This is a genomic window from Shinella sp. G-2 (genome assembly GCF_050172695.1).
Classification (GTDB): domain Bacteria; phylum Pseudomonadota; class Alphaproteobacteria; order Rhizobiales; family Rhizobiaceae; genus Shinella.
This window is the reverse complement of record NZ_JBBEYH010000010.1, coordinates 79,134-101,227: the sequence shown is the minus strand read 5'-3', so window position 1 is coordinate 101,227 and position 22,094 is coordinate 79,134. Positions and strand designations below refer to the sequence as shown.

18 protein-coding genes are annotated in these 22,094 nt (G+C 64.1%); 9 read left to right on the top strand and 9 right to left on the bottom strand.

What is annotated here, in order from left to right; genetic code table 11:
- Positions 1–40: 40 nt before the first annotated feature.
- Both V8U06_RS17055 and V8U06_RS17050 read left to right on the top strand, forming a co-directional pair.
- Positions 41–2,491, top strand: a complete 2,451-nt coding sequence (locus tag V8U06_RS17055; RefSeq protein ID WP_427141664.1) for a GcvT family protein — start codon at positions 41–43, stop codon at positions 2,489–2,491.
- 351 nt (positions 2,492–2,842) lie between these two features.
- On the top strand, positions 2,843–3,814 hold the full coding sequence (locus V8U06_RS17050) for a 3'-5' exonuclease (RefSeq protein ID WP_427141715.1): 972 nt from the start codon (positions 2,843–2,845) through the stop codon (positions 3,812–3,814).
- Between the two features lie 202 nt (positions 3,815–4,016).
- Here the strand turns inward: V8U06_RS17050 and V8U06_RS17045 are convergent, their stop codons facing one another.
- From V8U06_RS17045 to fmdA, 3 genes are all read right to left on the bottom strand, one after another.
- On the bottom strand, positions 4,017–4,316 hold the full coding sequence (locus tag V8U06_RS17045) for an FmdB family zinc ribbon protein (RefSeq protein ID WP_427141663.1): 300 nt from the start codon (positions 4,314–4,316) through the stop codon (positions 4,017–4,019).
- Between the two features lie 107 nt (positions 4,317–4,423).
- Positions 4,424–4,936: an AmiS/UreI family transporter gene (locus V8U06_RS17040; RefSeq protein WP_427141662.1), complete on the bottom strand. Its 513-nt coding sequence runs from the start codon at positions 4,934–4,936 to the stop codon at positions 4,424–4,426.
- Between the two features lie 72 nt (positions 4,937–5,008).
- Positions 5,009–6,235: a formamidase gene (fmdA, locus tag V8U06_RS17035; protein WP_427141661.1), complete on the bottom strand. Its 1,227-nt coding sequence runs from the start codon at positions 6,233–6,235 to the stop codon at positions 5,009–5,011.
- Positions 6,236–6,590: 355 nt separating this feature from the next.
- On the opposite strand from fmdA, the gene V8U06_RS17030 reads away from it, so the two are divergent.
- A complete protein-coding gene (locus V8U06_RS17030; RefSeq protein WP_427141660.1) occupies positions 6,591–7,325 on the top strand; it encodes a winged helix-turn-helix domain-containing protein in 735 nt (244 codons plus the stop codon).
- Here the strand turns inward: V8U06_RS17030 and V8U06_RS17025 are convergent.
- The 6 genes from V8U06_RS17025 to V8U06_RS17000 all read right to left on the bottom strand — a co-directional run bounded on the left by V8U06_RS17025 (position 7,310) and on the right by V8U06_RS17000 (position 15,796).
- The gene (locus V8U06_RS17025; protein WP_427141659.1) at positions 7,310–8,512 is read right to left on the bottom strand and encodes a sensor histidine kinase; all 1,203 of its coding nucleotides are present in this window, start codon (positions 8,510–8,512) and stop codon (positions 7,310–7,312) included. The two genes, V8U06_RS17030 and V8U06_RS17025, sit on opposite strands and share 16 nt — an antisense overlap.
- A complete protein-coding gene (locus V8U06_RS17020; protein ID WP_427141658.1) occupies positions 8,509–11,142 on the bottom strand; it encodes an ATP-binding protein in 2,634 nt (877 codons plus the stop codon). The genes V8U06_RS17025 and V8U06_RS17020 overlap by 4 nt, the downstream gene beginning before the upstream one ends.
- A 230-nt stretch (positions 11,143–11,372) precedes the next feature.
- A complete protein-coding gene (locus V8U06_RS17015) occupies positions 11,373–12,263 on the bottom strand; it encodes an aldose 1-epimerase (RefSeq protein ID WP_427141657.1) in 891 nt (296 codons plus the stop codon).
- Positions 12,264–12,267: 4 nt separating this feature from the next.
- A complete protein-coding gene (gene araH, locus V8U06_RS17010) occupies positions 12,268–13,218 on the bottom strand; it encodes an L-arabinose ABC transporter permease AraH (RefSeq protein WP_226922901.1) in 951 nt (316 codons plus the stop codon).
- Entirely contained in the window at positions 13,215–14,747 is a 1,533-nt protein-coding gene (araG, locus tag V8U06_RS17005; RefSeq protein WP_427141656.1) for an L-arabinose ABC transporter ATP-binding protein AraG, read from the bottom strand. Before araG ends, araH begins: the two co-directional genes overlap by 4 nt.
- 65 nt (positions 14,748–14,812) lie before the next feature.
- Positions 14,813–15,796, bottom strand: coding sequence for an arabinose ABC transporter substrate-binding protein (locus V8U06_RS17000; protein ID WP_427141655.1), 984 nt, complete (start codon positions 15,794–15,796; stop codon positions 14,813–14,815).
- 200 nt (positions 15,797–15,996) lie between these two features.
- Between V8U06_RS17000 and V8U06_RS16995 the strand changes: the two genes are divergently transcribed.
- The 6 genes from V8U06_RS16995 (at position 15,997) to V8U06_RS16970 (ending at position 22,046) form a co-directional block, all read left to right on the top strand.
- A complete protein-coding gene (locus tag V8U06_RS16995; protein ID WP_427141654.1) occupies positions 15,997–16,761 on the top strand; it encodes a FadR/GntR family transcriptional regulator in 765 nt (254 codons plus the stop codon).
- An 11-nt stretch (positions 16,762–16,772) separates the two neighbouring features.
- Positions 16,773–17,549: an SDR family oxidoreductase gene (locus V8U06_RS16990; RefSeq protein WP_427141653.1), complete on the top strand. Its 777-nt coding sequence runs from the start codon at positions 16,773–16,775 to the stop codon at positions 17,547–17,549.
- A gap of 160 nt (positions 17,550–17,709) precedes the next feature.
- Positions 17,710–19,425, top strand: coding sequence for an L-arabinonate dehydratase (gene araD / locus V8U06_RS16985; protein ID WP_427141652.1), 1,716 nt, complete (start codon positions 17,710–17,712; stop codon positions 19,423–19,425).
- A 10-nt stretch (positions 19,426–19,435) separates the two neighbouring features.
- Positions 19,436–20,347, top strand: coding sequence for a dihydrodipicolinate synthase family protein (locus V8U06_RS16980; protein WP_427141651.1), 912 nt, complete (start codon positions 19,436–19,438; stop codon positions 20,345–20,347).
- A gap of 40 nt (positions 20,348–20,387) precedes the next feature.
- Positions 20,388–21,086 (top strand): FadR/GntR family transcriptional regulator, encoded by a 699-nt coding sequence (locus V8U06_RS16975; protein ID WP_427141650.1) that lies wholly within the window; start codon positions 20,388–20,390, stop codon positions 21,084–21,086.
- A 174-nt stretch (positions 21,087–21,260) separates the two neighbouring features.
- Complete coding sequence (locus tag V8U06_RS16970; RefSeq protein ID WP_427141649.1) at positions 21,261–22,046, top strand: ABC transporter substrate-binding protein; 786 nt, start codon at positions 21,261–21,263, stop codon at positions 22,044–22,046.
- Positions 22,047–22,094 lie beyond the last annotated feature (48 nt).

Genomic DNA, 22,094 nt, shown 5'->3' with positions numbered 1-22,094 from the left:
TTGCTACCGTGCGGCCTTCCATGGTTTCGGGAGGTCGTTCATGGCGCAGGAATTTCCAACACAGGCTCAAGTCGTCATCGTCGGTGGCGGCATCATCGGCTGCTCGGTCGCCTATCACTTGACGAAGCTCGGCTGGCGGGACGTTGTTCTGCTGGAACAAGGCCAGCTTTCCGGTGGCACCACCTGGCATGCCGCCGGCCTCGTCGGTCAGCTTCGCAGCCACGCCAACATGACCAGTCTCATCAAATACTCGACCCAGCTCTATAGCGAGCTCGAGGCGGAGACGGGGCTCGCGACCGGCTGGAAGAATTGCGGCTCGCTTTCCGTGGCGCGCACGGCCGATCGCATGACAGTGCTGAAGCGCACTGCCGCTTCCGCGCGCGCTCAGGGCGTGGCGATCGAGGTGATTTCCCCGCGGGAAGCGCAGGATTTCTGGCCCGTCATGGCGATCGAGGATCTCGTCGGCGCGGTCTGGCTGCCGGGCGACGGCAAGGCCAATCCAACCGATCTGACGCAGTCGCTCGCGAAAGGCGCGCGCAGCCGCGGTGCGCGCATTTTCGAACGCGTGCGTGTCACCGGCATTTCCGTGGCCAATGGCGCGGTCACCGGCGTGGAGACGGACCGCGGTGCGATCTGCGCGCAGATCGTGGTCAATTGCGCCGGGCAATGGGCGCGCAAAGTCGGCCAGATGTGCGGCGTCAGCGTGCCGCTCCATTCGGCCGAGCACATGTATATCGTCACCGGCAAGATCGAGGGTGTTCACCCGGACCTGCCGGTCATGCGCGATCCCGATGGCTACATCTATTTCAAGGAGGAGGTTGGCGGCCTCGTCATGGGCGGTTTCGAGCCGGAGGCAAAGCCGTGGGGCATGGCGGGCATTCCGGACGATTTCGAGTTCGCCCTTCTGCCTGACGACTGGGACCAGTTCGAGATTCTCATGCAGAGCGCGCTGCAGCGCGTGCCACAGCTTGCAACCAGCGAGGTCAAGAAGTTCTATAACGGTCCTGAAAGCTTCACGCCCGACAACAACTTCATACTCGGCGAGGCGCCGGAGCTGAAGAATTTCTATGTCGGTGCCGGCTTCAACTCCATGGGTATCGCCAGCGCCGGCGGCGCCGGGCGGGCGCTGGCCGAATGGATCGTCAACGGCGCGGCGACCATGGATCTCTGGCCGGTCGATATCCGCCGCTTCGCGACCTTCAACAACAATCCGCGCTGGCTGCACGACCGCGTCAAGGAAACGCTCGGCCTGCACTATGCCATGCCCTGGCCGAACCGGGAGCTGGACACGGCGCGGCCCTTCCGCCGTTCGCCGCTCTACGACCGGCTGGCCGCGAAAGGCGCCTGCTTCGGTTCAAAGATGGGTTGGGAACGTGCCAACTGGTTCGCGGCGGAAGGCGCACGCCCGGTGACACAATATGCCTTTGGCCGGCAGAACTGGCATGACGCGGTAAAACGCGAGATGAAGGCGACGCGCGAGGCGGCTGGCATCTTCGACCAGACCTCCTTCGCCAAGCTGCTGGTACAGGGCCGCGATGCCGCAACCGCGCTCAACCGGATTTGTGCCGCCGACATTGACGTGGACGTTGGCCGCTCCGTCTACACGGGCCTCTTCAATGCGCGGGGCGGCTATGAAAGCGACCTGACGGTCATGCGCCTTTCTTCCGACCGCTTTCTCCTCGTTACAGGCTCGGCGCAGGCGGTGCACGATGCGGACTGGATATGCAGGAACATTCCCGCCGATGCCCATGTCACGCTCACCGATGTCACATCGGCCTATGCCGTGCTGGCGCTGATGGGCCCGCGGTCGCGTGAGATTCTCGGCAGGCTCACCTCTGCCGATCTTTCCAATGAAGGTTTCCCTTTCGCGACCATCCGCGAGATCGATATCGGCTACGCAACGGCTTTCGCCAACCGCATGACCTATGTCGGCGAACTCGGCTGGGAACTGATCGTGCCGGCCGAATTTGCGGTCGGCGTCTATGAGGCCTTGCATGCGGCGGGCGCCGATCTCGGCTTGGCCGATTGTGGATACTATGCGCTGGAGGCACTGCGCCTGGAGAAGGGGTACCGGGCATGGAGCCGGGAGCTGACGCCCGATATCACGCCGTTCGAAGCGGGTCTGGCCTTCGCGGTCGCCCTCGACAAGCCCGGCGGCTTCATCGGCCGGGAGGCGCTTCTGGAGGCGAGGGCGAAAGGAGTACAGTCCCGGCGGATCGTCCAGTTCACCGTCGATGATTCGGAGCCGATGCTCTGGGGCGGTGAATTGATCCTTCGGGACGGGCAGCCGGTGGGCGAGGTCCGGTCCGCGGCCTATGGGCATACGCTGGGGCGTTCGGTCGCCCTCGCCCTTGTGGAAAGCCCTCTCGGGGTCGACAGGAAATTCCTGGAAACCGGGCGCTTCGAGGTCGATCTCGCCGGAGAAAAACATGCCGTGACCGTGCATCTATCGGCAGCCTATGATCCGAAGGCAATGCGGGTGAAGGCGTAATGCGATTGCCCTGCTTGGCTGGTCGAGCGCGCAGCCGAGCAGGGCACCCAACTTCGATGCTGGCCCCTAGTCCCGATGCCCTTCGGCCCGCTTCAGGCTTGGGAATGCTTTCCCTTTCTCGCTGACATCATCTTCGGCGAGTTTCGTATCGACCTCTTGATCACGACCCGCAGGGAGACCCCCGTGACCGCCCCTATAAGATCGTCTTCGTCGCCGGCGGCTGGCAGCACCGGAGCCGTTCGGTCTCCGATGAAGGCGTGGGCGGGCGACATTGTCTTCCCGTTTTCCCTTGACTCTCTATAAGAGCCCTCAAGCGCGTGGCGTGACGCGCTGGCAGAGGCGAGACAGGTGATGAAGCGGCAGTTCGATTTGTTCGGGACGGGGGAGGCGACGGAGCCGGAGGCCAAGGTCCGATCCCCGACCAGGCGCGATGTGCGCGGGATCGAGGAGGAGATCGAGATGGTCCGCCGGCTCGAAGGAACCGGCCGTTATCGCGTTCTGCGCAAACTGGAGCCTCGCGCCATCGCGGATGCACCCCGGCCCGGCTTTCCCCTGCGGGGCGTCATCGTCGATACGGAGACGACGGGCCTCAATGCCCGCAAGGATGAAATCATCGAGATCGGGATCGTCGCCTTCAGCTTCGACGCGGCTGGAAATATCGGCGATGTCACGGACGTCTACGGTGGACTGCGGCAGCCAAGTGTCGCCATTCCCGCCGACATCACGCGGCTGACCGGCATCACGGACGCCATGGTGGTCGGCCAGACGATCGACATTGCGCGGGTGCAGGCCCTTATCGAGCCGGCCGATCTGATCATCGCCCACAATGCCGGCTTTGACCGGCCTTTCTGCGAAACCTTCTCCTCGGCTTTCGCGCCGAAGGCATGGGCTTGCTCGGTCTCCGAAATCGACTGGTCGGCGCGGGGTTTCGAAGGAACGAAGCTTGGCTACCTTGTCGGGCAGGCAGGCTACTTCCATGACGGACACCGCGCCGTCGACGACTGCTACGCACTGCTCGAGGTCCTGGCCCAGGACGGACCGGAGCAGAGCGCTGCCCCCTTTGCCGAACTCTTCGCCGCGAGCCAGCGCTCGCGGGTCCGCATCTTTGCCGAGCACAGTCCCTTCGAGATGAAGGATCATCTCAAGGCTCGTGGCTACCGATGGTCGGACGGCAGCGACGGACGGCCGAAATCCTGGTGGGTCGAGGTCGCCGATGATGCGCTGGATGACGAACTCCGCTACCTGCGCACCGAAATCTACCGCTGGCCTGAGGCCGATCCCCCGCTCAAGCGTCTTACCGCTCTTGAGCGCTTCAAGGCCTGACCGCTTCCAGTGAAGAGGCCGGCGACTGCGACGGCGTGTGTGGTTCGGCATCCGTCTGGCTTCGCCGCCAGTCGCGTCAAGCTGAACGGCGAGCTGAAGCCATGGCCCATCGGGATTTCGAAGATTCGCTAGATCGGGACGCGACGCGGTATCCTGATCTTGCCGCTTGCCCCCGGATTGGGGTCCGCGCGGCAGGGCAAGGCTAGTGGCCGATCATCCATTTCTTGCGTGTCGGCGTGGGTTTGTTGCCGATCTTGCAGAGCGCGCAGCCGCAACCGCTGAGATGCGCCTTCTTCACCACCTTGGGCTCGGTGCCGCTTGCCTCCGAGCGCGCCAGCGCGCCGCGCAGCTTGCCGTTCATCAGGCTCAGGCGCGGTGCGGCCATATCCCGGCCGCTTTGCTCCTCGCATTGCGGGCACGCGCATGCCTTGAGCGCATCCTGCATCGGAACCCATTCTTCAAAGGGTCCGCAATCGTTGCAAACATAGTTGTAGAGCGGCATTGCCAGCCTCCGGAAAAGCCATGTGTCGAGAAAACGCGACGGGCGAAGTCGATCCTCGCCCGCCGCAGGCGATCAAGCGTGTCGTCGCGCGGTCCGTCGAGCCGGCATCACAGCTTGCCGTCGAGAAGCAGGAAGCCCGGCAGCCAGCCGGTGACGATCCCGGCAAGGAGCGTGACGATCGCGGTGAGGCGCAGGATCGGCCGCTGCACCGCCAGCAACAGGAAATACAGGAACCACAGGACGCCCCAGATGACCCAATTGGAGGCAAGCCAGAAATCGGTCGATGTCTGGGCCGCGGAAAGCTTGCCGACAGCCACCGGAACGGTGGTGATGGCAACGAACAGGCTGAACCAGCCGAGACCGCGCCCGTCGACCTTGACCACCCTGTTATAGGCCACCCAGAAATAGGTCGTCGAAAACAGGATCGTCAGCGCGGCGCCCTCGATGGAGGCCGCGTCGGCATTCGGGCCGAACGCCCAGGCAAACGATGTGCACAGCGTCACGACGCCGGAGACGACGTTGATGACGACGATTTCCCGGTCTTCGATCTTTCCGAGAAGCCAGAGGCCGTTCAGAAACAGGACCGCACCGACGTAAAGCAAGGCAAATCCAAGCAGCATGAAATCCCCTCCCAGGAGAGCGACGGTCAAGACAGGGCCTGACCGCCGCTTCATTGTTGTTGTGCGGCCCGATCAGCTTGTCTTGGCGACGTCTGCCTTGAAGTTCTGCTTCTTCGGCCCGAGCGCATTGGGATTGACGTCGAAGTCGAAGATTGCCGTGGGGATTGCCAATGTGGCGCAGACATTGGGGATGTCGACGATGCCGGCAATGCGCCCCTCCACCGGCGCCGTTCCGAGGATCATGTAGGCCTGCTCGCCGGAATAGCCGAACTTCTTGAGATACTCGATCGCATTGAGGCATGCCCGGCGATAGGCGACGTGCGCGTCGAGATAATATTGCTCGCCCGTATGTTCATCGACCGAGATGCCCTCGAAGATGAGATAGTCGTCGAAATGCGGGTCGATCGGGCTGGGCTTGAAGATCGGGTTGATGACGCCGTATTTCGCCATGCCGCCCTTGATGACATCGACGCTGATGTCGACCCAGCCGGCCATTTCGATGGCGCCGCAGAAGGTGATCTCGCCGTCGCCCTGCGAGAAGTGGATGTCCCCCATCGAAAGGCCGCCGCCCTTCACATAAACAGGGAAATAGACCTTCGAGCCGCGCGACAGATTCTTGATGTCGCAGTTGCCGCCGTGTTCGCGCGGCGGAACCGTGCGCCAGGCCTCGGCTGCGGCTTTCTTGGCCGCGTCGCCTTTCAGCTGGCCCATCAGGGCGGTATCGGCGTAAGGCAGCGCCGCCAGGGGCGGAACGCGGCCGGGATCGGTTGCCACCAGCTCGGCTTCGCGCCGGTTGGCTTCGGCAAGCAGCTTGTGGTCCGGCAGGCAGCCGATCAGGCCGGGGTGGATGATGCCGGGATAACGCACGCCCGGAATATGGCGTGACGTCGTGTAGATCCCGTGGAAGTCCCAGCAGGATTTGCTGGCCTCAGGATAGTGCTCGGTCAGGAAGCCGCCGCCGTTCTCCTTGGCGAAGAGGCCGTTGAAGCCCCATTCGGAGTCCGGCTTCGCGCCGAGGTCGAGAATGTCGACGACCAGCAGGTCGCCGGGCTCGGCGCCATCGACGCCGAAGGGGCCGCTGAGATAGTGCACGCGGGTCAGGTCGACGTCGCGGACATCGTTGGCGCTGTCGTTGTTGCCGATCTGGCCTCCCGTCCAGTCGTGGCATTCCACCCGGTAGGTGTGTCCGGGCTTGAGGTGATCCACCATGGGAATATCAGGATGCCACCGATTGTGCGTCTTGATGGCATGGTCTTCGGGCGCCTTGTTCAGATCGACTGAGAATACTGTCTGTGGCATGGGCTGTTCCTCCTCAATGCCGGCGTGCAAGAGGCGGCGTTTTCGCCTCCTCGTTCTTGCACCGGGCAGCGCTGCCCGGCATCACCGCGCGATGCGAGGATAGGAACCGCGTGTAATCGCAACGCTCCGAAATGCAGGCCGCCTTGTAATTTTTTGTAACCGGAATACGCGAGACAGGCGCAAGGACGCGGGTGCGCTGATTCGCCTTTGATAATTATTTTCAATTGGTTAGACGCTCTGTCTCATGCCTGCGTTCTGTAAAGCCGCCATGGCATGCTTACACAGAGGGCAGGTTGCGACGGATTGTCTTCTTCCCTCCTCGACCGAGGCCCCGAATTGCGCTTATCGTAGCGGCATGTCCGTTGCCGAACTCAGATCGCGTATCCTCATTGTCGACGATGACCGTCGGCTGTGCAGCTTTCTGGAAAAATTCCTCGCGAGCGAGAGCTACGCGACGGTCAGCGCCCATGACGGGCGTTCGATGCGGCGTGCCTTGGCCGACGAGGCATTCGATCTCGTCATCCTCGATCTCGGTTTTCCCGTCGGCGAGGATGGCGTGACGCTCGCGCGCAGCATGCGTTCGCAATACGACCTGCCGCTCATCATGCTATCGGGCAAGAACAGCACGATCGACAAGGTCGTCTGTCTTGAGCTGGGCGCCGACGACTACATCACCAAGCCCTTCGAGCCACGCGAACTCCTGGCGCGCGTGCGCACGGTGATGCGTCGTTTCGCGAGGCGCATCCCTCCGTCCGAGCTGGAGACCGATGCTTCGGATGCCGTCTGTTTCGATGGTTGGCAGCTCGATCATGCGCGCCACAAGCTCTCGTCGCCGAACGGCGAGAATGTCCGGCTTACCAGCCAGGAGTTCCAGATTCTCTCCGCACTCGTCGCGCGGCGTGGGCGTATCCTGTCGCGTGAACAGATCCTCGACATCGTCGCCAACCGGAACTGGACGCCCTACGACCGCAGCATCGACGTGCTGATCGGCAAGATACGCCGCAAATTGCGGGACAATCCGCGCGATCCCCAGATCATCAAGACCATTCGCGGCGTTGGCTACGTGCTCGCCTCTCACGCGAGAGACTGAAGCGCGCGCGGCAGATAGAGGTTGATCCGGGTTCCGTTGCCCGGCTTGCTGGAGATGCCGAGGCGCCCGCCGGACTGGCGCGCGAAGCCGTCGACCATCGACAGCCCCAGACCGCTTCCCTTTCCTGCTGGCTTGGTGCTGAAGAGCGGTTCCAGTGCCTGGCGCTGCACCTCCGCGGGCATTCCATGCCCGGTATCGACGACCGAAATGACCACATAGTCGCCGGGTGGCAGGCCCGACGCGATGCGGGCATCGTCCGGCCCGAGGACAAAATTGCAGGCTTCGAACCGCAGCATGCCGCCCTCCGGCATCGCATCGCGTGCATTGAGGGCAAGGTTGATGAGGCTGGTCTCCAGCTGCGCGGGGTGAACCTCGACTTCGTGCAGGTCGCCCGCCAGCTGCAGCGCCAGTTCGATCTTGTCGTCCAGTGTACGGCGCAGCACACGCATCAGGTCCGGCAGCGCGTCATCCAGACGAATGCGGGTCGTATCGCTTCCTTCCCGGCGGCCGAAATTGAGCAGCCGCGAGGTCAGGTCCGTACCCGCCTTCACGGCCCCCAGTGCATCGTCGACCATTTCGGCGAGATGGGGTTCGGCCCGCACATGCTCCTGCAGCCACCGCAAATTGGCGAGCAGGACGGCGAGAATGTTGTTGAAGTCGTGCGCGATGCCGCCGGTCAACTGGCCCATCGCCTCGATGCGCTGCATCTGGCCGAGCCGCTCGGCCGCCATGCGTCTTTCCTCGATCAGGCGGGTGCGTTCGAAGCAGCGCTCGAGGGTCGCGAGGAGATCGCCGCTGTGGAACGGCTTGCACAGGTAGTCGTATGCACCGGCCTGCAACGCCTCCACCGCCGTCTCGACCGAGGCATAGGCCGTCACCATCAGGCAGATGAGATCCGGGCTCTGCTGGCGAAAGGCGTGGACCAGTTCGACGCCGTTGCCGATGCCCAGCCGCACGTCGACGAGGGCAACCGCGGGCCGGCAGGAGGCCAGGGCATCCCGGGCGGAGGACGGATCATGGGCTATGATCGCCTGATAGCCTTCAAGTTCAAGCAGACCGGCGAGGCTCGCGGCGAAATCCTCATCGTCGTCGACGATGAGGACGCGCTTTCTCTCTGTCGAACCCGTGTCCTGCGGGACGAGATCGTCGCCAATGCGGTCGTTCACAAGGTCGGTGTGATCCGTCATGACGCGGCAGCGCCCGCGCGTGGCAACAGGATCGATACGCGGGTGCCCACGCCCGGTTCGCTGTCGATCAGCACCGAGCCGCCATGTTGCTCGACGATGCGCTTGACCAGCGGCATGCCCAATCCGACGCCGAATGCCTTAGTGCTGAACAGCGGTTCGAACACCCGCGCCGCCGTCTCGCGTGACATGCCCACGCCATTGTCGGCGACGCAGATGATGGCATTGTCGGCTTCGCAGCGGGTCGAAACGGTGATGGAGGCGTTCTCCGCCGCATGTCCCTCGCAGGCCTGCACGGCATTGGCCAGGACATTGCTGAAGGCCTGCCGGAGCCGCTCGCCGTCAGCGGACACCTTGCACCCGGCGTCAAGTTCCAGCCGGATCGGCCGCGCGGCGTTCTGCTCGGCGACCTGGTGGGCAATCCAGGAATCGATGGGGATCGGCTTCAGCGCCAGTGTGTAGCGGCGTGAGAAATCGAGCAGATCCTCGATGATGCGAACGCAGCGCCAGGCATTTCGTTGCACGCGTTGCAGTTCGGAGAGCACGGGTTCCTCCGCGCTTTTCAGCGAACGGCGCAGGACGTCGGCAGAGGTCACCAGCGTGCCCAGTGGGTTGCGCAGTTCGTGACTGACGGTCGCGGTGATCTGGCCGATGGCCGCGAGCCGTTCGTTGCTTGCAAGGTCTCTCTGGGTTTGCCTCAGCTTCTCCAGCGAAGCGACAAGGTCGCGCTCGGCAAGTTCGCGGCTTTCCTGCGCCAGCACGATCCACCAGGCTCCGATGCCCAGCAGCGGCAGCAGCGCGAGGAAGACCCTGAGAAGGAGCTGGCCGCTTGCCAGATGGGGCTGTTCGGACCCCGGCTCGATCAACCGATAGGTCAGCAGGAACACGCCGCCGGCAATCACCGTCAGTGCGAACAATACGCCCGCCACCTTCAACAGACGCTGCCCCATGCGGGGTGCGATCTTGTCGCGCATATGGGGCAGCGCCTGGCTGAAATAGCGCGAGCTTTCCACGACGCCGCCCGGCGACTTGCAGACGTCGTGGCAATGCGAATCCAGGCTGCAGCACAAGGAGCAGATCGGCTGTTCGTAGAAGGTGCAATGCACCATGTCGGCACCTTCATAGGTGACGCCGCAGATGGCGCAAAGATTGGCGTCCGAACCGGTTTCCGGCAGAGCGACGGGCGGGCGGGCCAGATAGTATCGCCCCTTGGTGGCAATGCCGATTGCCACGGCGCTGCCAAGTGCCGTCGCAAAGGCGATCGGTGCGGCGTAGGCCTGCATCATCACGCCGAAGAGACCGGAAAAACACGTGAGGGCGACGAACGAGGCCAGCGCCATCGAGCCGCAGCCGACGGGGTTGAAATTGTAGAGATAGGCGCGCCGGAACTCGGGATAGGCCGGACTTACGCCCAGCGGCTTCAGGATGGCGAGGTCGGCGAAGATGGAGCCGATCCAGGCGGCCGCAATGATCGAATAGACCGCCAGCACCAGTTCCAGTGTCTGGAATATGCCGAGCAGCATCAACAGCAGCGAAATGAGGATATTGAACACCAGCCAGACGACGCGGCCGGGGTGGTAGTGGGTGACGCGCGAGAAGAAGTTGGACCATGCCAGCGAACCGGCATAGGCATTGGTGATGTTGATCTTGACCTGCGAGATCAGCACGAAGGCTGCAGCAAGGGCGAGCACGACGCGGGGGTCCGCGCTGACATATTGATAGGCGATCATGTACATGTGGATCGGCTCGAGCGCGGTCGACCGTGACAGGCCGGCCTGGATCGCAAGCACCGCCAGCAGGCTGCCGCACAGGATCTTGAAACCGCCGACGACGATCCAGCCCGGACCCGCGGCAACCACCGCAGCCCACCAGCGGAAGCGGTTCTCGCGCGTCTTGTCGGGCAGGAAGCGCAAGTAATCGACCTGCTCGCCGATCTGGATGGACAGGGCGCACAGGACGCCGATGGCCGAGCCGAAGGCCAGGAAGTCGAACCCTTCGCTCTTGATGTCGCTCCCGATGAAGCTTGCCCATTGATCGAGCGTGTCGGGATGAGCGAACAGAATATAGGCGAAGGGCGTCAGATGCAGGGCGATCCAGATCGGTTGCGACAGAAGCTGCAGCTTGCTGATCAGCGTCACGCCCATGAAGGTGATCGGGATGATGACGACCGAGGAGACGATATAGCCGAGAACGAGTGGCACATCGGCGAACAAGTTGAGCGCCTGCGCCATGATCACGCCCTCGAGCGCGAAAAAGATGAAGGTGAATGTCGCGTAGATCAGCGAGGTGATCGTCGAGCCGAAATAGCCGAAACCGGCGCCGCGCGTCAGCAGATCCATGTCGATGTTGTAGCGGCTGGAATAGTAGGCGATCGGCAGGCTGGTCAGGAAAACGAACAGGCAGGTTACGAGGATCGCCGGAAAGGCATTGGCGAAACCGTAGCTGAGTGTGATCGCACCGCCGATTGCCTCGAGGGCGAGGAATGAAATGCCGCCGAGCGCGGTATTGGCGATGATGAACGGCGACCAGCGACGGAACGACGTGGCCGCATAGCGCAACGAGTAATCCTCGAGCGTTTCGTTGGCGATCCAGGAATGATAGGATCGCAGCGCTGGCAGCTGTGGCGTTTCCATCAGGCGCCACGCCCATCCGCCATGGCCCGACCGTGCAACCGGCACATGAAGCCGCTCCTCCCAAAGCGTGTTCCCGTGGTGTGGCCGCCCTTGGCCGAGAACGGCCTATTATCTCTCATGCGGGTCCGTCAAACGGAAGAGAGAACCTGCCGGGATTATGGGGATTTCATTCCATGGTCCGGCATCGCGGGAAGCCGTGTCGCATGGCGCGCATATCCTGAAGCGCCCTGCTATGCGCGCCCGGCCTGGCAACGAAGCGCGATCGTGCCGGCGAGTGTCTCCCCGGAGGCCAGCGAAACGAGGCCGCCGTCGGGCGCGTGATGCGCATTCGGGCGGTGGCTCATCGGCTCGAAGCAGAAGAAGCCGTCGGTCGCAGATGGGGCGTAGAGCACGAAATGATCGAGGCCGGTGCTGGCCTCGATGGATACGGAAAGGCCGGTCTCCGGCCACTCGATCCGGGACGTTCCGTCCCATCCGTCAAAGGCGTTGTTCAGCCAGCGCTCGGGTAGCATGGCGCCCTCTGAAAAGTTCAGGTCCTCCGGCAGGGGGGCGGCGGCGCCAGGCAGGTGTTTCTCCCGCTCCGGCCAGTAGCGCTTCGCACGGGCAAAGAGCCGCGTCTTTGGCGTCCGCGGGAAGTAGGGATGGAAACCGAGGCCGTAGGGAAGCGTGCGGCCCGCACGGTTCACGACGTTGAGCGAAAGGATCAGGCTATCGTCGCCGATCGCGATCGTTTCCGTCGCCTCATAGGCAAAGGGGGAGGCGTCGCTGGCGTCCTGACGGTACTGGAAAACGATGCTGTGCCGGTCCTGCCGCAGGATTGCCCAGGGCCGCAGCCAGCCGTCGCCGTGCAGGACGAGGGGATCGGCGGTGTTGGGGGACAGGGAATGGTCGCGTCCCTCGAAGCGAAAGCCGTTGTGCTCGATGCGATTGCCGAAGGGCACGAGGGGAAAACACGCTTCCGCGCCGAAAACCCGGGAGGCCAGGCCCGGGGAGGGCGTCGGCGCGAGGATGGGGATGCCTTTCCAGTGCGCCGACAGGATGGCGCCGCCCTGCGGGCTCACCGCGACGGCAAGCCCGTCCCTTTCAAGACGGATGACATCCCCGGCCACATTCCCGGTCATGCCATCAGCCGCGCCTGCCGGCGGCGGCGGATCGCAGGTTGTCGAGCAGCACGGCGAGCAGCAGGATGAGGCCGCGCACCACATACTGGTAGAAAGCCTGGATGTTGAGGAGGTTCATGACGTTCTCGGCGATCCCCATGATCAGCACGCCGACGATGACCCCGGTCATTGCCGCCCGGCCGCCGGCCAGCGAGACGCCGCCGAGCACGCAGGCCGAGATGACCGAGAGCTCGAGCCCCGTCGCGGCATTGGGCTGGCCCGAGGTGATCCGCGAGGCGAGCAGTACGCCGGCCACCGCGCAGACGAGACCCTGCAGCGCGAAGATCCAGATGCGCATGTTGGAGACATTGACGCCGGCAAGGCGCGAGGCCTCCGGATTGCCGCCGATCGCCAGCGTGTTCTTGCCGAAGACGGTGCGGTTCAGCACGAAGCCGAAGAGGATGAAGAAGAGGGCCATGACCCAGATCGGCGTCGGGATGCCGAGGAACTTCGACAGGGCGAGCTGGTAGAAGCCGGGGTCGTTGATGCCGACGGCGCGCCCGTCCGAGGCGATCAGGGCGAAGCCACGCACGATCTGCATGGTGGCGAGCGTCGTGATGAGGGCATTGATGCGGAACCGGGCGATGACCACGCCATTGATGAGACCGACGGCGCCGCCGCAGAGCAGCGCTGCGAGAAGACCGACGACGATCGAGCCCGAGGCGTTCGACGCCATGACGGCGATCATGCCGGAAAACGCGACGGTGGAGCCGACCGATAGGTCGAAGTCGCGCGAGGCAAGGCAGAACATCATCGTGCAGGCGACGATGCCGATCGTCACGACCGACTGCAGCAGGCCGAGCATGTTGCGCTCGGTCAGGAAGTTCGGCACCGTGAGCGCCACGATGGCGAAGGCGATGGCGAAGATGACCACGAGGCCTTGCTCGCCGAGGAGGAGTTTTTTCAAAGACGTCATCGCGACTGGACCTGCTGGTTGGGGAGTTCGCTGGCGTTGGACACATCGGGAAGGGCGGCGGCGAGGATACGCCGCTCGTCGAAGTCGGCGCGCTCCATGTCGGCGGCGACCCGGCCCTCGCACATGACCACGATGCGGTCGGTGATGCCCATCACTTCCGGCAATTCGCTCGATATCACGACGATGGCCATGCCCTGACCGGCGAGCTCGTAGAGGATTTCGTAGATTTCCGACTTGGCGCCGACATCGATGCCGCGTGTCGGCTCATCGATGATGAGGACCTTCACGCCCTGTTCGGAAAGCCAGCGGCCGAGGATGACCTTCTGCTGGTTGCCGCCGGACAGGTTGATGATGTCCTGCTTGCGCGAGGGCGTGCGCACGCGCAGCTTGGCGATGAAGCGCTCGGCAAGCTCGGCCTCCTTCTTCGGCTGGAGAATGCCGAAAGGGGAAAAGTGACGGCGCGAGGAAATCGCCATGTTTTCCTCGATGTTCCGGCCCTGCACGATGCCGTCGAACTTGCGGTCCTCCGGGCAGAGCACGATGCCCGAACGGATCGACTGCGGCGGGCTGTCGGGCGTGACGGTCTTTCCGTCGACCGTGACCGCGCCCTCCGAGCGGACGTCCGCGCCGTAGACGAGGCGGGCCATTTCGCTGCGGCCGGCGCCGATAAGGCCGAAGAAGCCGAGAATTTCCCCCTGGCGCACGGAGAAGCTGATGGGGTTGCGCAGCTTGCGGCCTGAAAGATTCTTGACCTCCAGCCGCACGGCGCCGCGCTCGCGCGGGCGGAAACCCCAGATGTTGGAAATCTCGCGGCCGACCATTTCGGCAATGATCTGGTCGCGCGTCACCGCGGCGATATCGGGATGATGGGCGGCGAGCTTGCCATCGCGCAGGACCGTGAGGCTGTCGCAAAGACGGAAAATCTCGTCGAGGCGGTGCGAGACATAGAGAATGACCTTGCCCTGCGCCCTGAGGCGATCGATCAGGGCGAAAAGGATTTCGCTTTCCCGCGAAGACAGCGAGGAGGTCGGCTCGTCGAGGGCGATGACGCGCGCATCGGCCATCACGGCCTTGGCGATCTCGACCATCTGACGCTCGCCGATGGAGAGAGAGGCGACCTTGGCGGCCGGATCGATATCGATGCCGATATCGGCGAGCTTCTCCTTCACCACGCCGATGAGGCGGGTGCGGTCGATCACGCCGGCCTTGCCCGGGAAGCGGCCGAGCCAAAGGTTTTCGGCGACCGTCAGCTCGGGCACGAGCTGCAGCTCCTGGTGAATGACGATGACGCCGGCATCGAAGGCGTCGCGCACCGAGCGATAGCGCTGCAATTGCCCATCGATGCGGATTTCGCCGGTGTCGGCGGACTGGTCGCCCGAGAGCACGCGGATAAGGGTCGATTTGCCGGCGCCGTTTTCGCCCATCAGGCCGTGCACGGCACCCTTCTTCACGGAGAAGGAAACGTCGGCGAGCGCCTGCACGCCGGGATATCCCTTGGATATCGCCTTGAATTCGAGAAAGTCCTGCATGTCATCACCCCGAAGGAGACCCGGCGGCGCAGCGCCGCCGGGATGAAATCATCTTGGGAGGATGATTATTCGATGCCAAGATCCTTGCGGACGGTTTCATAGTTGTCGCGCAGGGCGACCTGGCCGGCCGTCAGGATCAGCTTTTCCGGTTCCTTGCCGTTGGCGATCCACTCGTACATGTTGAGCGCGGTCTCGTAGCCGTGGCGCTTCGGCGAGATGATCACGGTGCCGAAGAAGCCGGTGGCGGCGGGCTTCTTGAACTCGTTGATCGCCGAATCCGCGCCGCCGATGCCGACGCCGACCATGCTGTCGGCGGCGATGCCGACGCTTTCGGTCGCGCGGACGGCGCCGAGAACGGCTTCGTCATTGAGGCCGACGGCGACCCAGTGCTTGATGCCGGCATTCTTGTTGAGAACGACGGTGGCGGCGTTCAGGGCGGCTTCCGTATCGGTCTTGGCCTGCGGGGCGTCGAAAATGTTGGCTTCCGGGAAACCGGCGGCCTTCAGCACGGAAAGCGCGCCTTCGACACGGTCGACGGCGGTCGGCAGCTGGTCGTAGGAAACGCGGATCGCGCCGACGTCCTTCATGTCCCAGCCGCGCTTCTTGATCTCGTCGACGATGGTCTGGCCGACGGCCTCGCCGATCTTGGTGGCCGAGATGCCCATATGCGCGACGTCCTCGATCGGGGTGCCGTCGGCATTGACCAGGCGGTCGTCGACGGTCATCAGCTTGAGGTCGTTGGCGGCGGCCTTGGCGACAATGCCGGGGCCGAGCTTCACGTCCGGCGTGCAGATGATGAAGCCCTGTGCGCCCTGCGCGCCGAGATTGTCGATGGCCGACTGAACCTTCTCGCCGTCTTCCGCGCCGATCTTGACGAGGGTGAAGCCCTTCTCCTTGGCGGCGACGTCGGCGAACTTCCACTCATCCTGGAACCACGGCTCTTCCGGCTGCTTCACGATGAAGCCGATCTTGACGTCGGCGGCAAAGGCGGAGGTTGCGGCGAATACGGCGACGGTGCCAGCCAGGATGGCTGCTTTGATAAAGCCCATTGTCTCTCTCCCAAAATAACTGCGCCTGCAGTGCTCAAAGGTGTAAGGTCTTTCATCATATTCGTCAATTGATCTTGTATGATGAATTGAATATCTGTGTATGATAGGATTGCCGGGCAGGCGAATCCGGTCGTCGCCATCGGGCGCGAAACGGGATATGGATCGCTGGCGGCGCGTCGGCAGCGAAAATGGGATGGAGAATGGCCGTGCAGGAACAGGGAGAGCGTGTGGACGCGGCTGAAGGCGAAGGGGCGGTGCGCCGGCCCCGTGTACAGAAGAACGTCACGCGGACGATAGCCTCGGATATCTGTGCCGACGTCTTTCCGATCGGCGCCTTCCTTCCGACAGAGGCGGAATTGTGCCTGCGCTACGGTGTGAGCCGAACCGTCATTCGGGAATCCCTGAAGATTCTCGAATCGAAGGGTCTGGTGCGCGGGCGTTCGCGGGTTGGCACGGTCGTCTGCCCGAAGGAGGAGTGGAACATCCTCGACCAGCAGGTGCTGGAATGGATCGGGCCGCGTATTTTCGAACTGGATCTTCTGACCTGCGTGCTCGATGCGCGCCGCGCCATCGAGCCCTTCGCCGCGGAATTCGCGGCAGAGCGGGCGACGGTGCAGGAGGTGGCGGAGATCGAGCGGGCGTGGGAGCGCATGCGTGATGCCGAGGGCGACCTCTCGGCCTTTACCGAAGCGGACGTCGCCTTCCATGCCGGGCTGCTGAAGGCCAGCCACAACCAGGTCTTCATGCAGCTTGCCAGCATCATTCAGGCGGCGCTCGAATTTTCCCTGCACGCTTCCAACGAGGCGGCCGATACCCGAGGCGAGGCGGTGGAAATCCACAAGCGGCTGGTCGAGGCGCTGCGCATGCGTGACAAGGCGGCGGCGCGAGAATGCTCGCATCGCATGCTGGACATCGCTGCGCGCGATATCGCCATTGCGGTGCGCAATCATCCCGCCGAGCGCTGAGGAGAACCGGCATGACTGGACGTCTTGAAGGCAAGCGGATTGTCGTCACCGGCGCGGCCCAGGGCATCGGCCTTGCCATTGCCGAGGTCTTTCTTTCTGAAGGCGCAGGCCTCTTCCTGATCGACCGTGACGGGGATCTTCTTGCACGAGAAGCCGGGCGCCTGCAGGCTGCCGGCGGCAGGGTCGGTCACATGGCGGCCGATATCACGGATGCAGACGCCATCGAGCGGGCGGTCCTTGCGGCCACGGCCGAGATCGGCCGGCCCAATGCGCTGGTCAACAATGCCGGTGTCAACGTTTTCTTCGAGCCGCTGAAGCTGTCCGACGCCGACTGGCAGCGTTGCTTCGACATCAACCTCAAGGGCGCGTGGAACTGCAGCCGGGCTGTGCTGCCGGGCATGATCGAGGCGGGCGGCGGCGTCATCCTCAACATCGCCTCGACCCATGCCTTCACCATCATCCCGCATACCTTCCCCTATCCCGTCGCCAAGCATGCGCTGCTCGGCATGACCAAGGCGCTCGGCCTCGAATATGCCGGGCAGGGCGTGCGCGTGAACGCGCTGGCACCCGGCTATGTACGCACGCAGAAGGCCGTCGAGTACTGGAACAGTTTCCCCGATCCGGTCGAGGCGGAGGCCGCGACGATGCGGCTCCATCCCGGCGGGCGCATCGCGACGCCGGAAGAGATCGCCAGGGCCGCGCTTTTCATGATCTCGGACGAATGCCCCTTCATGAATGCGACCTGCCTTACGGTCGATGGCGGCATGACCGTGCTGCACCATCCCTGATCGACCAGCCTGCGACCTCCCGCCCTCTTCACGCCTCCGGTGCCCGCGCCCCGGAGGTTTTTCTTTGTCGCCAGGTCTCCCCGTTGTTGACCAATAATAACTCTGATTATATGAGAATACTAAGCCGGGCACGCCGGTATCGTCGATTGGAGGGAGCAAGATGTCGCGGAAATTGCGGTCGCAGCACTGGTTCGGTGGGTTGGACAAGGATGCGTTCATTCACCGGAGCTGGATGAAGAACAACGGCCTTCCTGACGATGCCTTCGACGGCCGGCCCGTCATCGGCATCTGCAACACCTTCTCCGAGTTCACGCCCTGCAATGCCCATTTCCGCGGCCTGATCGAGCACATCAAGGCGGGCGTGCTGGAGGCGGGCGGCCTGCCGCTGGAGTTCCCGGTCTTCTCCTGCGGCGAATCCAATCTGCGCCCGACGGCCATGCTCTTCCGCAACCTCGCGTCGATGGACGTGGAGGAGGCGATCCGCGGCAATCCCATGGACGGCGTCGTGCTCATGGCGGGTTGCGACAAGACCACGCCCTCGCTCGTCATGGGCGCGGCCTCCTGCGATCTGCCCTCCATCGTCATTTCCGGCGGACCGATGCTGAACGGGCGCTTCCGCGGCCGCCCCATCGGCTCGGGCACGGATGTCTGGAAATTCTCCGAGGATGTGCGCGCCGGCGTGATGTCGCAGAAGGATTTCACCGCTGCGGAAAGCGCCATGTCACGCTCCCCGGGACACTGCATGACCATGGGCACGGCCTCGACCATGGCCTCCATGGTCGAGGCGCTGGGCCTTGCCCTTCCCGGCAACGCCGCCATTCCGGCCGTCGATGCGCAGCGCGCCCGGCTCGCCCGGCTGACCGGCCGGCGGATCGTGGAAATGGTCGACGAAGATCTTCGCATGTCGAAGATCCTCACCCGCGACGCCTTCGCCAACGCCATCCGCGTCAATGGCGCCATCGGCGGCTCGACCAATGCGGTGGTGCATCTTCTCGCCATTGCCGGCCGCATCCGCACGGAACTGTCACTCGACGACTGGGACCGGCTCGGCCGCGACGTGCCGACGATCCTCAATCTCATGCCTTCCGGCCGCTACCTGATGGAGGATTTCTACTATGCCGGCGGTCTGCCCGCCGTCATGAAGGCGATCGATGACCTCCTGCACCGCGATGCCTTGACCGTGACGGGACGGAGCGTCGGCGCGAACATCGCGGAGGCGGAGAATTTCAACGACGACGTCATCCTGCCGCGGGAAAAGGCCCTGACGGCCAGTGGCGGCATCGCGGTGCTGCGCGGAAACCTTGCCCCTGACGGTGCGATCATCAAGCCCTCGGCGGCAACGCCGGCCTTGATGCAGCACCGAGGCCGCGCCGTCGTCTTCGAGACGATCGACCACTACAAGGCGCGCATCGACGATCCGGATCTCGATATCGACGAGACCTCCATCATGGTGCTCAAGAACTGTGGCCCGAAGGGGTATCCCGGCATGGCGGAGGTCGGCAACATGGCGCTGCCGCAGAAGCTGCTGAAGAGGGGCGTGCGCGACATGGTGCGCATTTCCGATGCCCGCATGTCGGGCACGGCCTTCGGCACGGTGGTCCTGCATGCCGCCCCGGAAGCCGCGGTGGGCGGCACGCTGGCGCTGGTGCGCGAGGGCGACTGGATCGAGCTCGACGTCGCCGGTCGCCGGCTGCATCTTGATGTCGGCGAGGCCGAACTTTCGCGTCGCCGGGCGGAATGGATCGCGCCGGTGCCGGAGATGGTCGGCGGCTATCAGGGCCTCTATGTCGAGCGTGTCATGCAGGCCGACACCGGTGCGGACCTCGATTTCCTCGTCGGCGGCCGGGGCCACGCGGTCCCCCGCGAAAGCCATTGAGGAGGCAGCGGTGCGGAATTTTCACGTCGAGGATCTCCACGGCATCCACGCCATCCTCTATGCGCTCTTCGATGGAGAGGAGAAGCTCGACCGGGCAGCGATGCGGCGGCAGGTGGAAATCTGTCTTGCCAGCGGTGTACACGGCATGGCCGCGCTCGGTCTTGCCACCGAAGTCTCCAAGCTCGCCGAGGCGGAGCGCATGGCGGTGATGGACTGGGTGGTCGAGGATACGGCCGGCCGTGTGCCCGTCGCGTTGACGATTTTCGGTTCGTCCGTCGAGGAGCAGGTCCGGCAGGTGCGCCATGCGGAGGCCGCCGGTGCGGACTGGCTGATCCTGCAGCCACCCATGGTCGGCCAGTATTCCGCCGCTGAATATATCCGCTTCTTCGGCCGCGTGGCCGACAAGACCAGCCTGCCGCTTGCCATCCAGAATGCGCCGGCCTTGATGGGCCGCGGGCTTGCGGCCGAAGATATTCGTGACCTCGTGCGCCAGCATCCGAATATCCGTCTGGTGAAGGGCGAGGGGCCGGTCGTCGACATCGCGCGTCTCATCGAGGTGACGGAGCGGCGGCTGCCCGTCTTCAACGGTCGGGCCGGGCTGGAGCTCCTGGAGAACCTGCGCATCGGCTGTCGCGGCCTCATCCTTGCGCCCGATTCCATCGACTATGCGGTGCGGGCCTACGAGTTCTTCTGCGACGGCTGGGACGCGCATGCCGAGGAGGAATATCGCCGCATGCTGCCGGGCGTCGTCTTCACCATGCAAGGCATCGAGACGCTTCTGTGCTACGGCAAGCGCCTCTTCGGCGAACGGGCGGGAATGGTGATCCACGATCGGGGCCCGGCCCAGCGGCCGACCGCCGCCGGCATCGAGATGGTCGCGCGCTATGCCGCCGCCATGGGTGGCTTTCCCGAAGAGGACTGAGCGTCTATGAACGAGCGCAAGAGGTAACGGAGAGGCGCGCATGAAGGCCATCGCTCGGGAGGATCGCGGCCTGCCGGCCCGCATTGCAGGCGATATCGGCCGGCGCATCGCGCTCGGCGTGTTGAAGGCCGGCGATACCCTGCCACGCGAGGCCGACATGCTGGCGACGCTCGGCGTCAGCCGGACGACCTTGCGCGAGGCCCTGCAGATCCTCACGACGAAGGGCTTCATCGAGGCCAAGCCCCGGCTCGGAACGCGCGTTCGCGCGGCCGAGCACTGGAACACGCTCGACCCGGTCGTGCTGTCCTGGCAGGGCGATGCCGAAGACCAGGATGCGCTCGCCGAGGAGCTTTTCGAAATCCGCCTCTCCATCGAGCCGATGGCCGCGCGCCTCGCGGCCCAGCGCGGCACGACGGCCGATCATGCGGCCATCCGGGCGGCCTTTGTCCGCATGTCGCAGGCGCATGTCGGGCTCGAAGACGCCATTGAGGCCGACATCGATTTCCACCTCCAGATCCTGCAGGCCGCGCACAACCGCTTCCTGTTGCCGATCTCCTCGGTTGTCAGGGCCGCGCTTTCGATCAGCATTCCCCGGACCATGGCTGCCTCCGGCGGTTTCGGTGCGTCGCTGAACCAGCACGAGGCGATCCTCACCGCAATCGAACGGCGGGAAGGAGAGGCTGCGCTTGCCGCCGCCACCACCCTCATCGCCTCCACCTACAAGCGCAATTTCGGCTAGAATCGCACGGTCCCGGCCGAGGGCGGCGGCGGGTTGCAGGCCGTGCCTGAAGCATTCCAGAATACTATGCAATGCATTGCACATATCTATTTGCTAAATGCACACCGTGGCCGACATAGTTCCCTTCAAGGCGCATCGCCTCAGCGGTGGTCCTTTAAAAACAAGGGAACGATCATGTTGAAGACCATTCTATCCTGCGCCATGGCCGCGGGCCTTGCCTTCTCCGTTCTGGCTGCGCCTGTCGCGGCGAGCGCCGACGATCTGGAGACCATAAAGGCCGCGGGCGAATTCAAGTTCGCGAACAGCGGCGCCTACCCGCCCTTCAGTTTCGTCGACGACAGCAACCAGACGGTCGGCTTCGACGTCGATATCGGCAACGAGATCGCCAAGCGCCTCGGCGTCAAGGGCACGGGCATCAGCACGGCCTGGGACGGCATCATCGCAGGCCTCTTGGCCGGCAAGTACGATTCCGTCATCGGCAGCATGACCATCACGCCGGAGCGCGAGAAGGCTGTCGATTTCGTCGGTCCCTATTACAAGTCGGGCCGGGGCGTCTTCGTCGTGGACGGCTCCGACATCAAGTCGCTCGACGAGCTCAAGGACAAGACGATCGGCGTGACGCTGGGCGAGACCCACGAGAAATGGGCGCGCGAGCGCGGCGGCTGGGAAATCCGCACCTACAAGGGGCTGCCGGAACTCTTCCTGGAACTCAAGGCCGGTCGCATCCAGGCGATGATCGCCGACGCCGTTCCGGTCTCCATCGCGGTCAAGGCGACCGGCGAGAAGGTGACGAAACTCGACGTGGCGGAATTCGCAGGCACCGAGGACAAGATCGGCATCGCCATCCGCAAGGGCAATCCCGAGCTGAAGGCCGCCATGCAGAAGGCGCTGGACGAGATGATGGCCGACGGCACCTACGAGGCCATCGCCATGAAATGGATTGGTGCGGACATCCGCTGATCGTTTCGCCTCTTGAGAAGGCCCCGGCGGGAGCATCCGCCGGTGGCC

Coding starts and splice junctions, on each gene's coding strand:
- V8U06_RS17055 (WP_427141664.1), top strand. CDS start 41: ATGGCGCAGGAATTTCCAACACAGGCTCAAGTCGTCATCGTCGGTGGC.
- V8U06_RS17050 (WP_427141715.1), top strand. CDS start 2,843: ATGAAGCGGCAGTTCGATTTGTTCGGGACGGGGGAGGCGACGGAGCCG.
- V8U06_RS17045 (WP_427141663.1), bottom strand. CDS start 4,316: ATGCCGCTCTACAACTATGTTTGCAACGATTGCGGACCCTTTGAAGAA.
- V8U06_RS17040 (WP_427141662.1), bottom strand. CDS start 4,936: ATGCTGCTTGGATTTGCCTTGCTTTACGTCGGTGCGGTCCTGTTTCTG.
- fmdA (WP_427141661.1), bottom strand. CDS start 6,235: ATGCCACAGACAGTATTCTCAGTCGATCTGAACAAGGCGCCCGAAGAC.
- V8U06_RS17030 (WP_427141660.1), top strand. CDS start 6,591: ATGTCCGTTGCCGAACTCAGATCGCGTATCCTCATTGTCGACGATGAC.
- V8U06_RS17025 (WP_427141659.1), bottom strand. CDS start 8,512: ATGACGGATCACACCGACCTTGTGAACGACCGCATTGGCGACGATCTC.
- V8U06_RS17020 (WP_427141658.1), bottom strand. CDS start 11,142: ATGGAAACGCCACAGCTGCCAGCGCTGCGATCCTATCATTCCTGGATC.
- V8U06_RS17015 (WP_427141657.1), bottom strand. CDS start 12,263: ATGACCGGGAATGTGGCCGGGGATGTCATCCGTCTTGAAAGGGACGGG.
- araH (WP_226922901.1), bottom strand. CDS start 13,218: ATGACGTCTTTGAAAAAACTCCTCCTCGGCGAGCAAGGCCTCGTGGTC.
- araG (WP_427141656.1), bottom strand. CDS start 14,747: ATGCAGGACTTTCTCGAATTCAAGGCGATATCCAAGGGATATCCCGGC.
- V8U06_RS17000 (WP_427141655.1), bottom strand. CDS start 15,796: ATGGGCTTTATCAAAGCAGCCATCCTGGCTGGCACCGTCGCCGTATTC.
- V8U06_RS16995 (WP_427141654.1), top strand. CDS start 15,997: ATGGCCGTGCAGGAACAGGGAGAGCGTGTGGACGCGGCTGAAGGCGAA.
- V8U06_RS16990 (WP_427141653.1), top strand. CDS start 16,773: ATGACTGGACGTCTTGAAGGCAAGCGGATTGTCGTCACCGGCGCGGCC.
- araD (WP_427141652.1), top strand. CDS start 17,710: ATGTCGCGGAAATTGCGGTCGCAGCACTGGTTCGGTGGGTTGGACAAG.
- V8U06_RS16975 (WP_427141650.1), top strand. CDS start 20,388: ATGAAGGCCATCGCTCGGGAGGATCGCGGCCTGCCGGCCCGCATTGCA.
- V8U06_RS16970 (WP_427141649.1), top strand. CDS start 21,261: ATGTTGAAGACCATTCTATCCTGCGCCATGGCCGCGGGCCTTGCCTTC.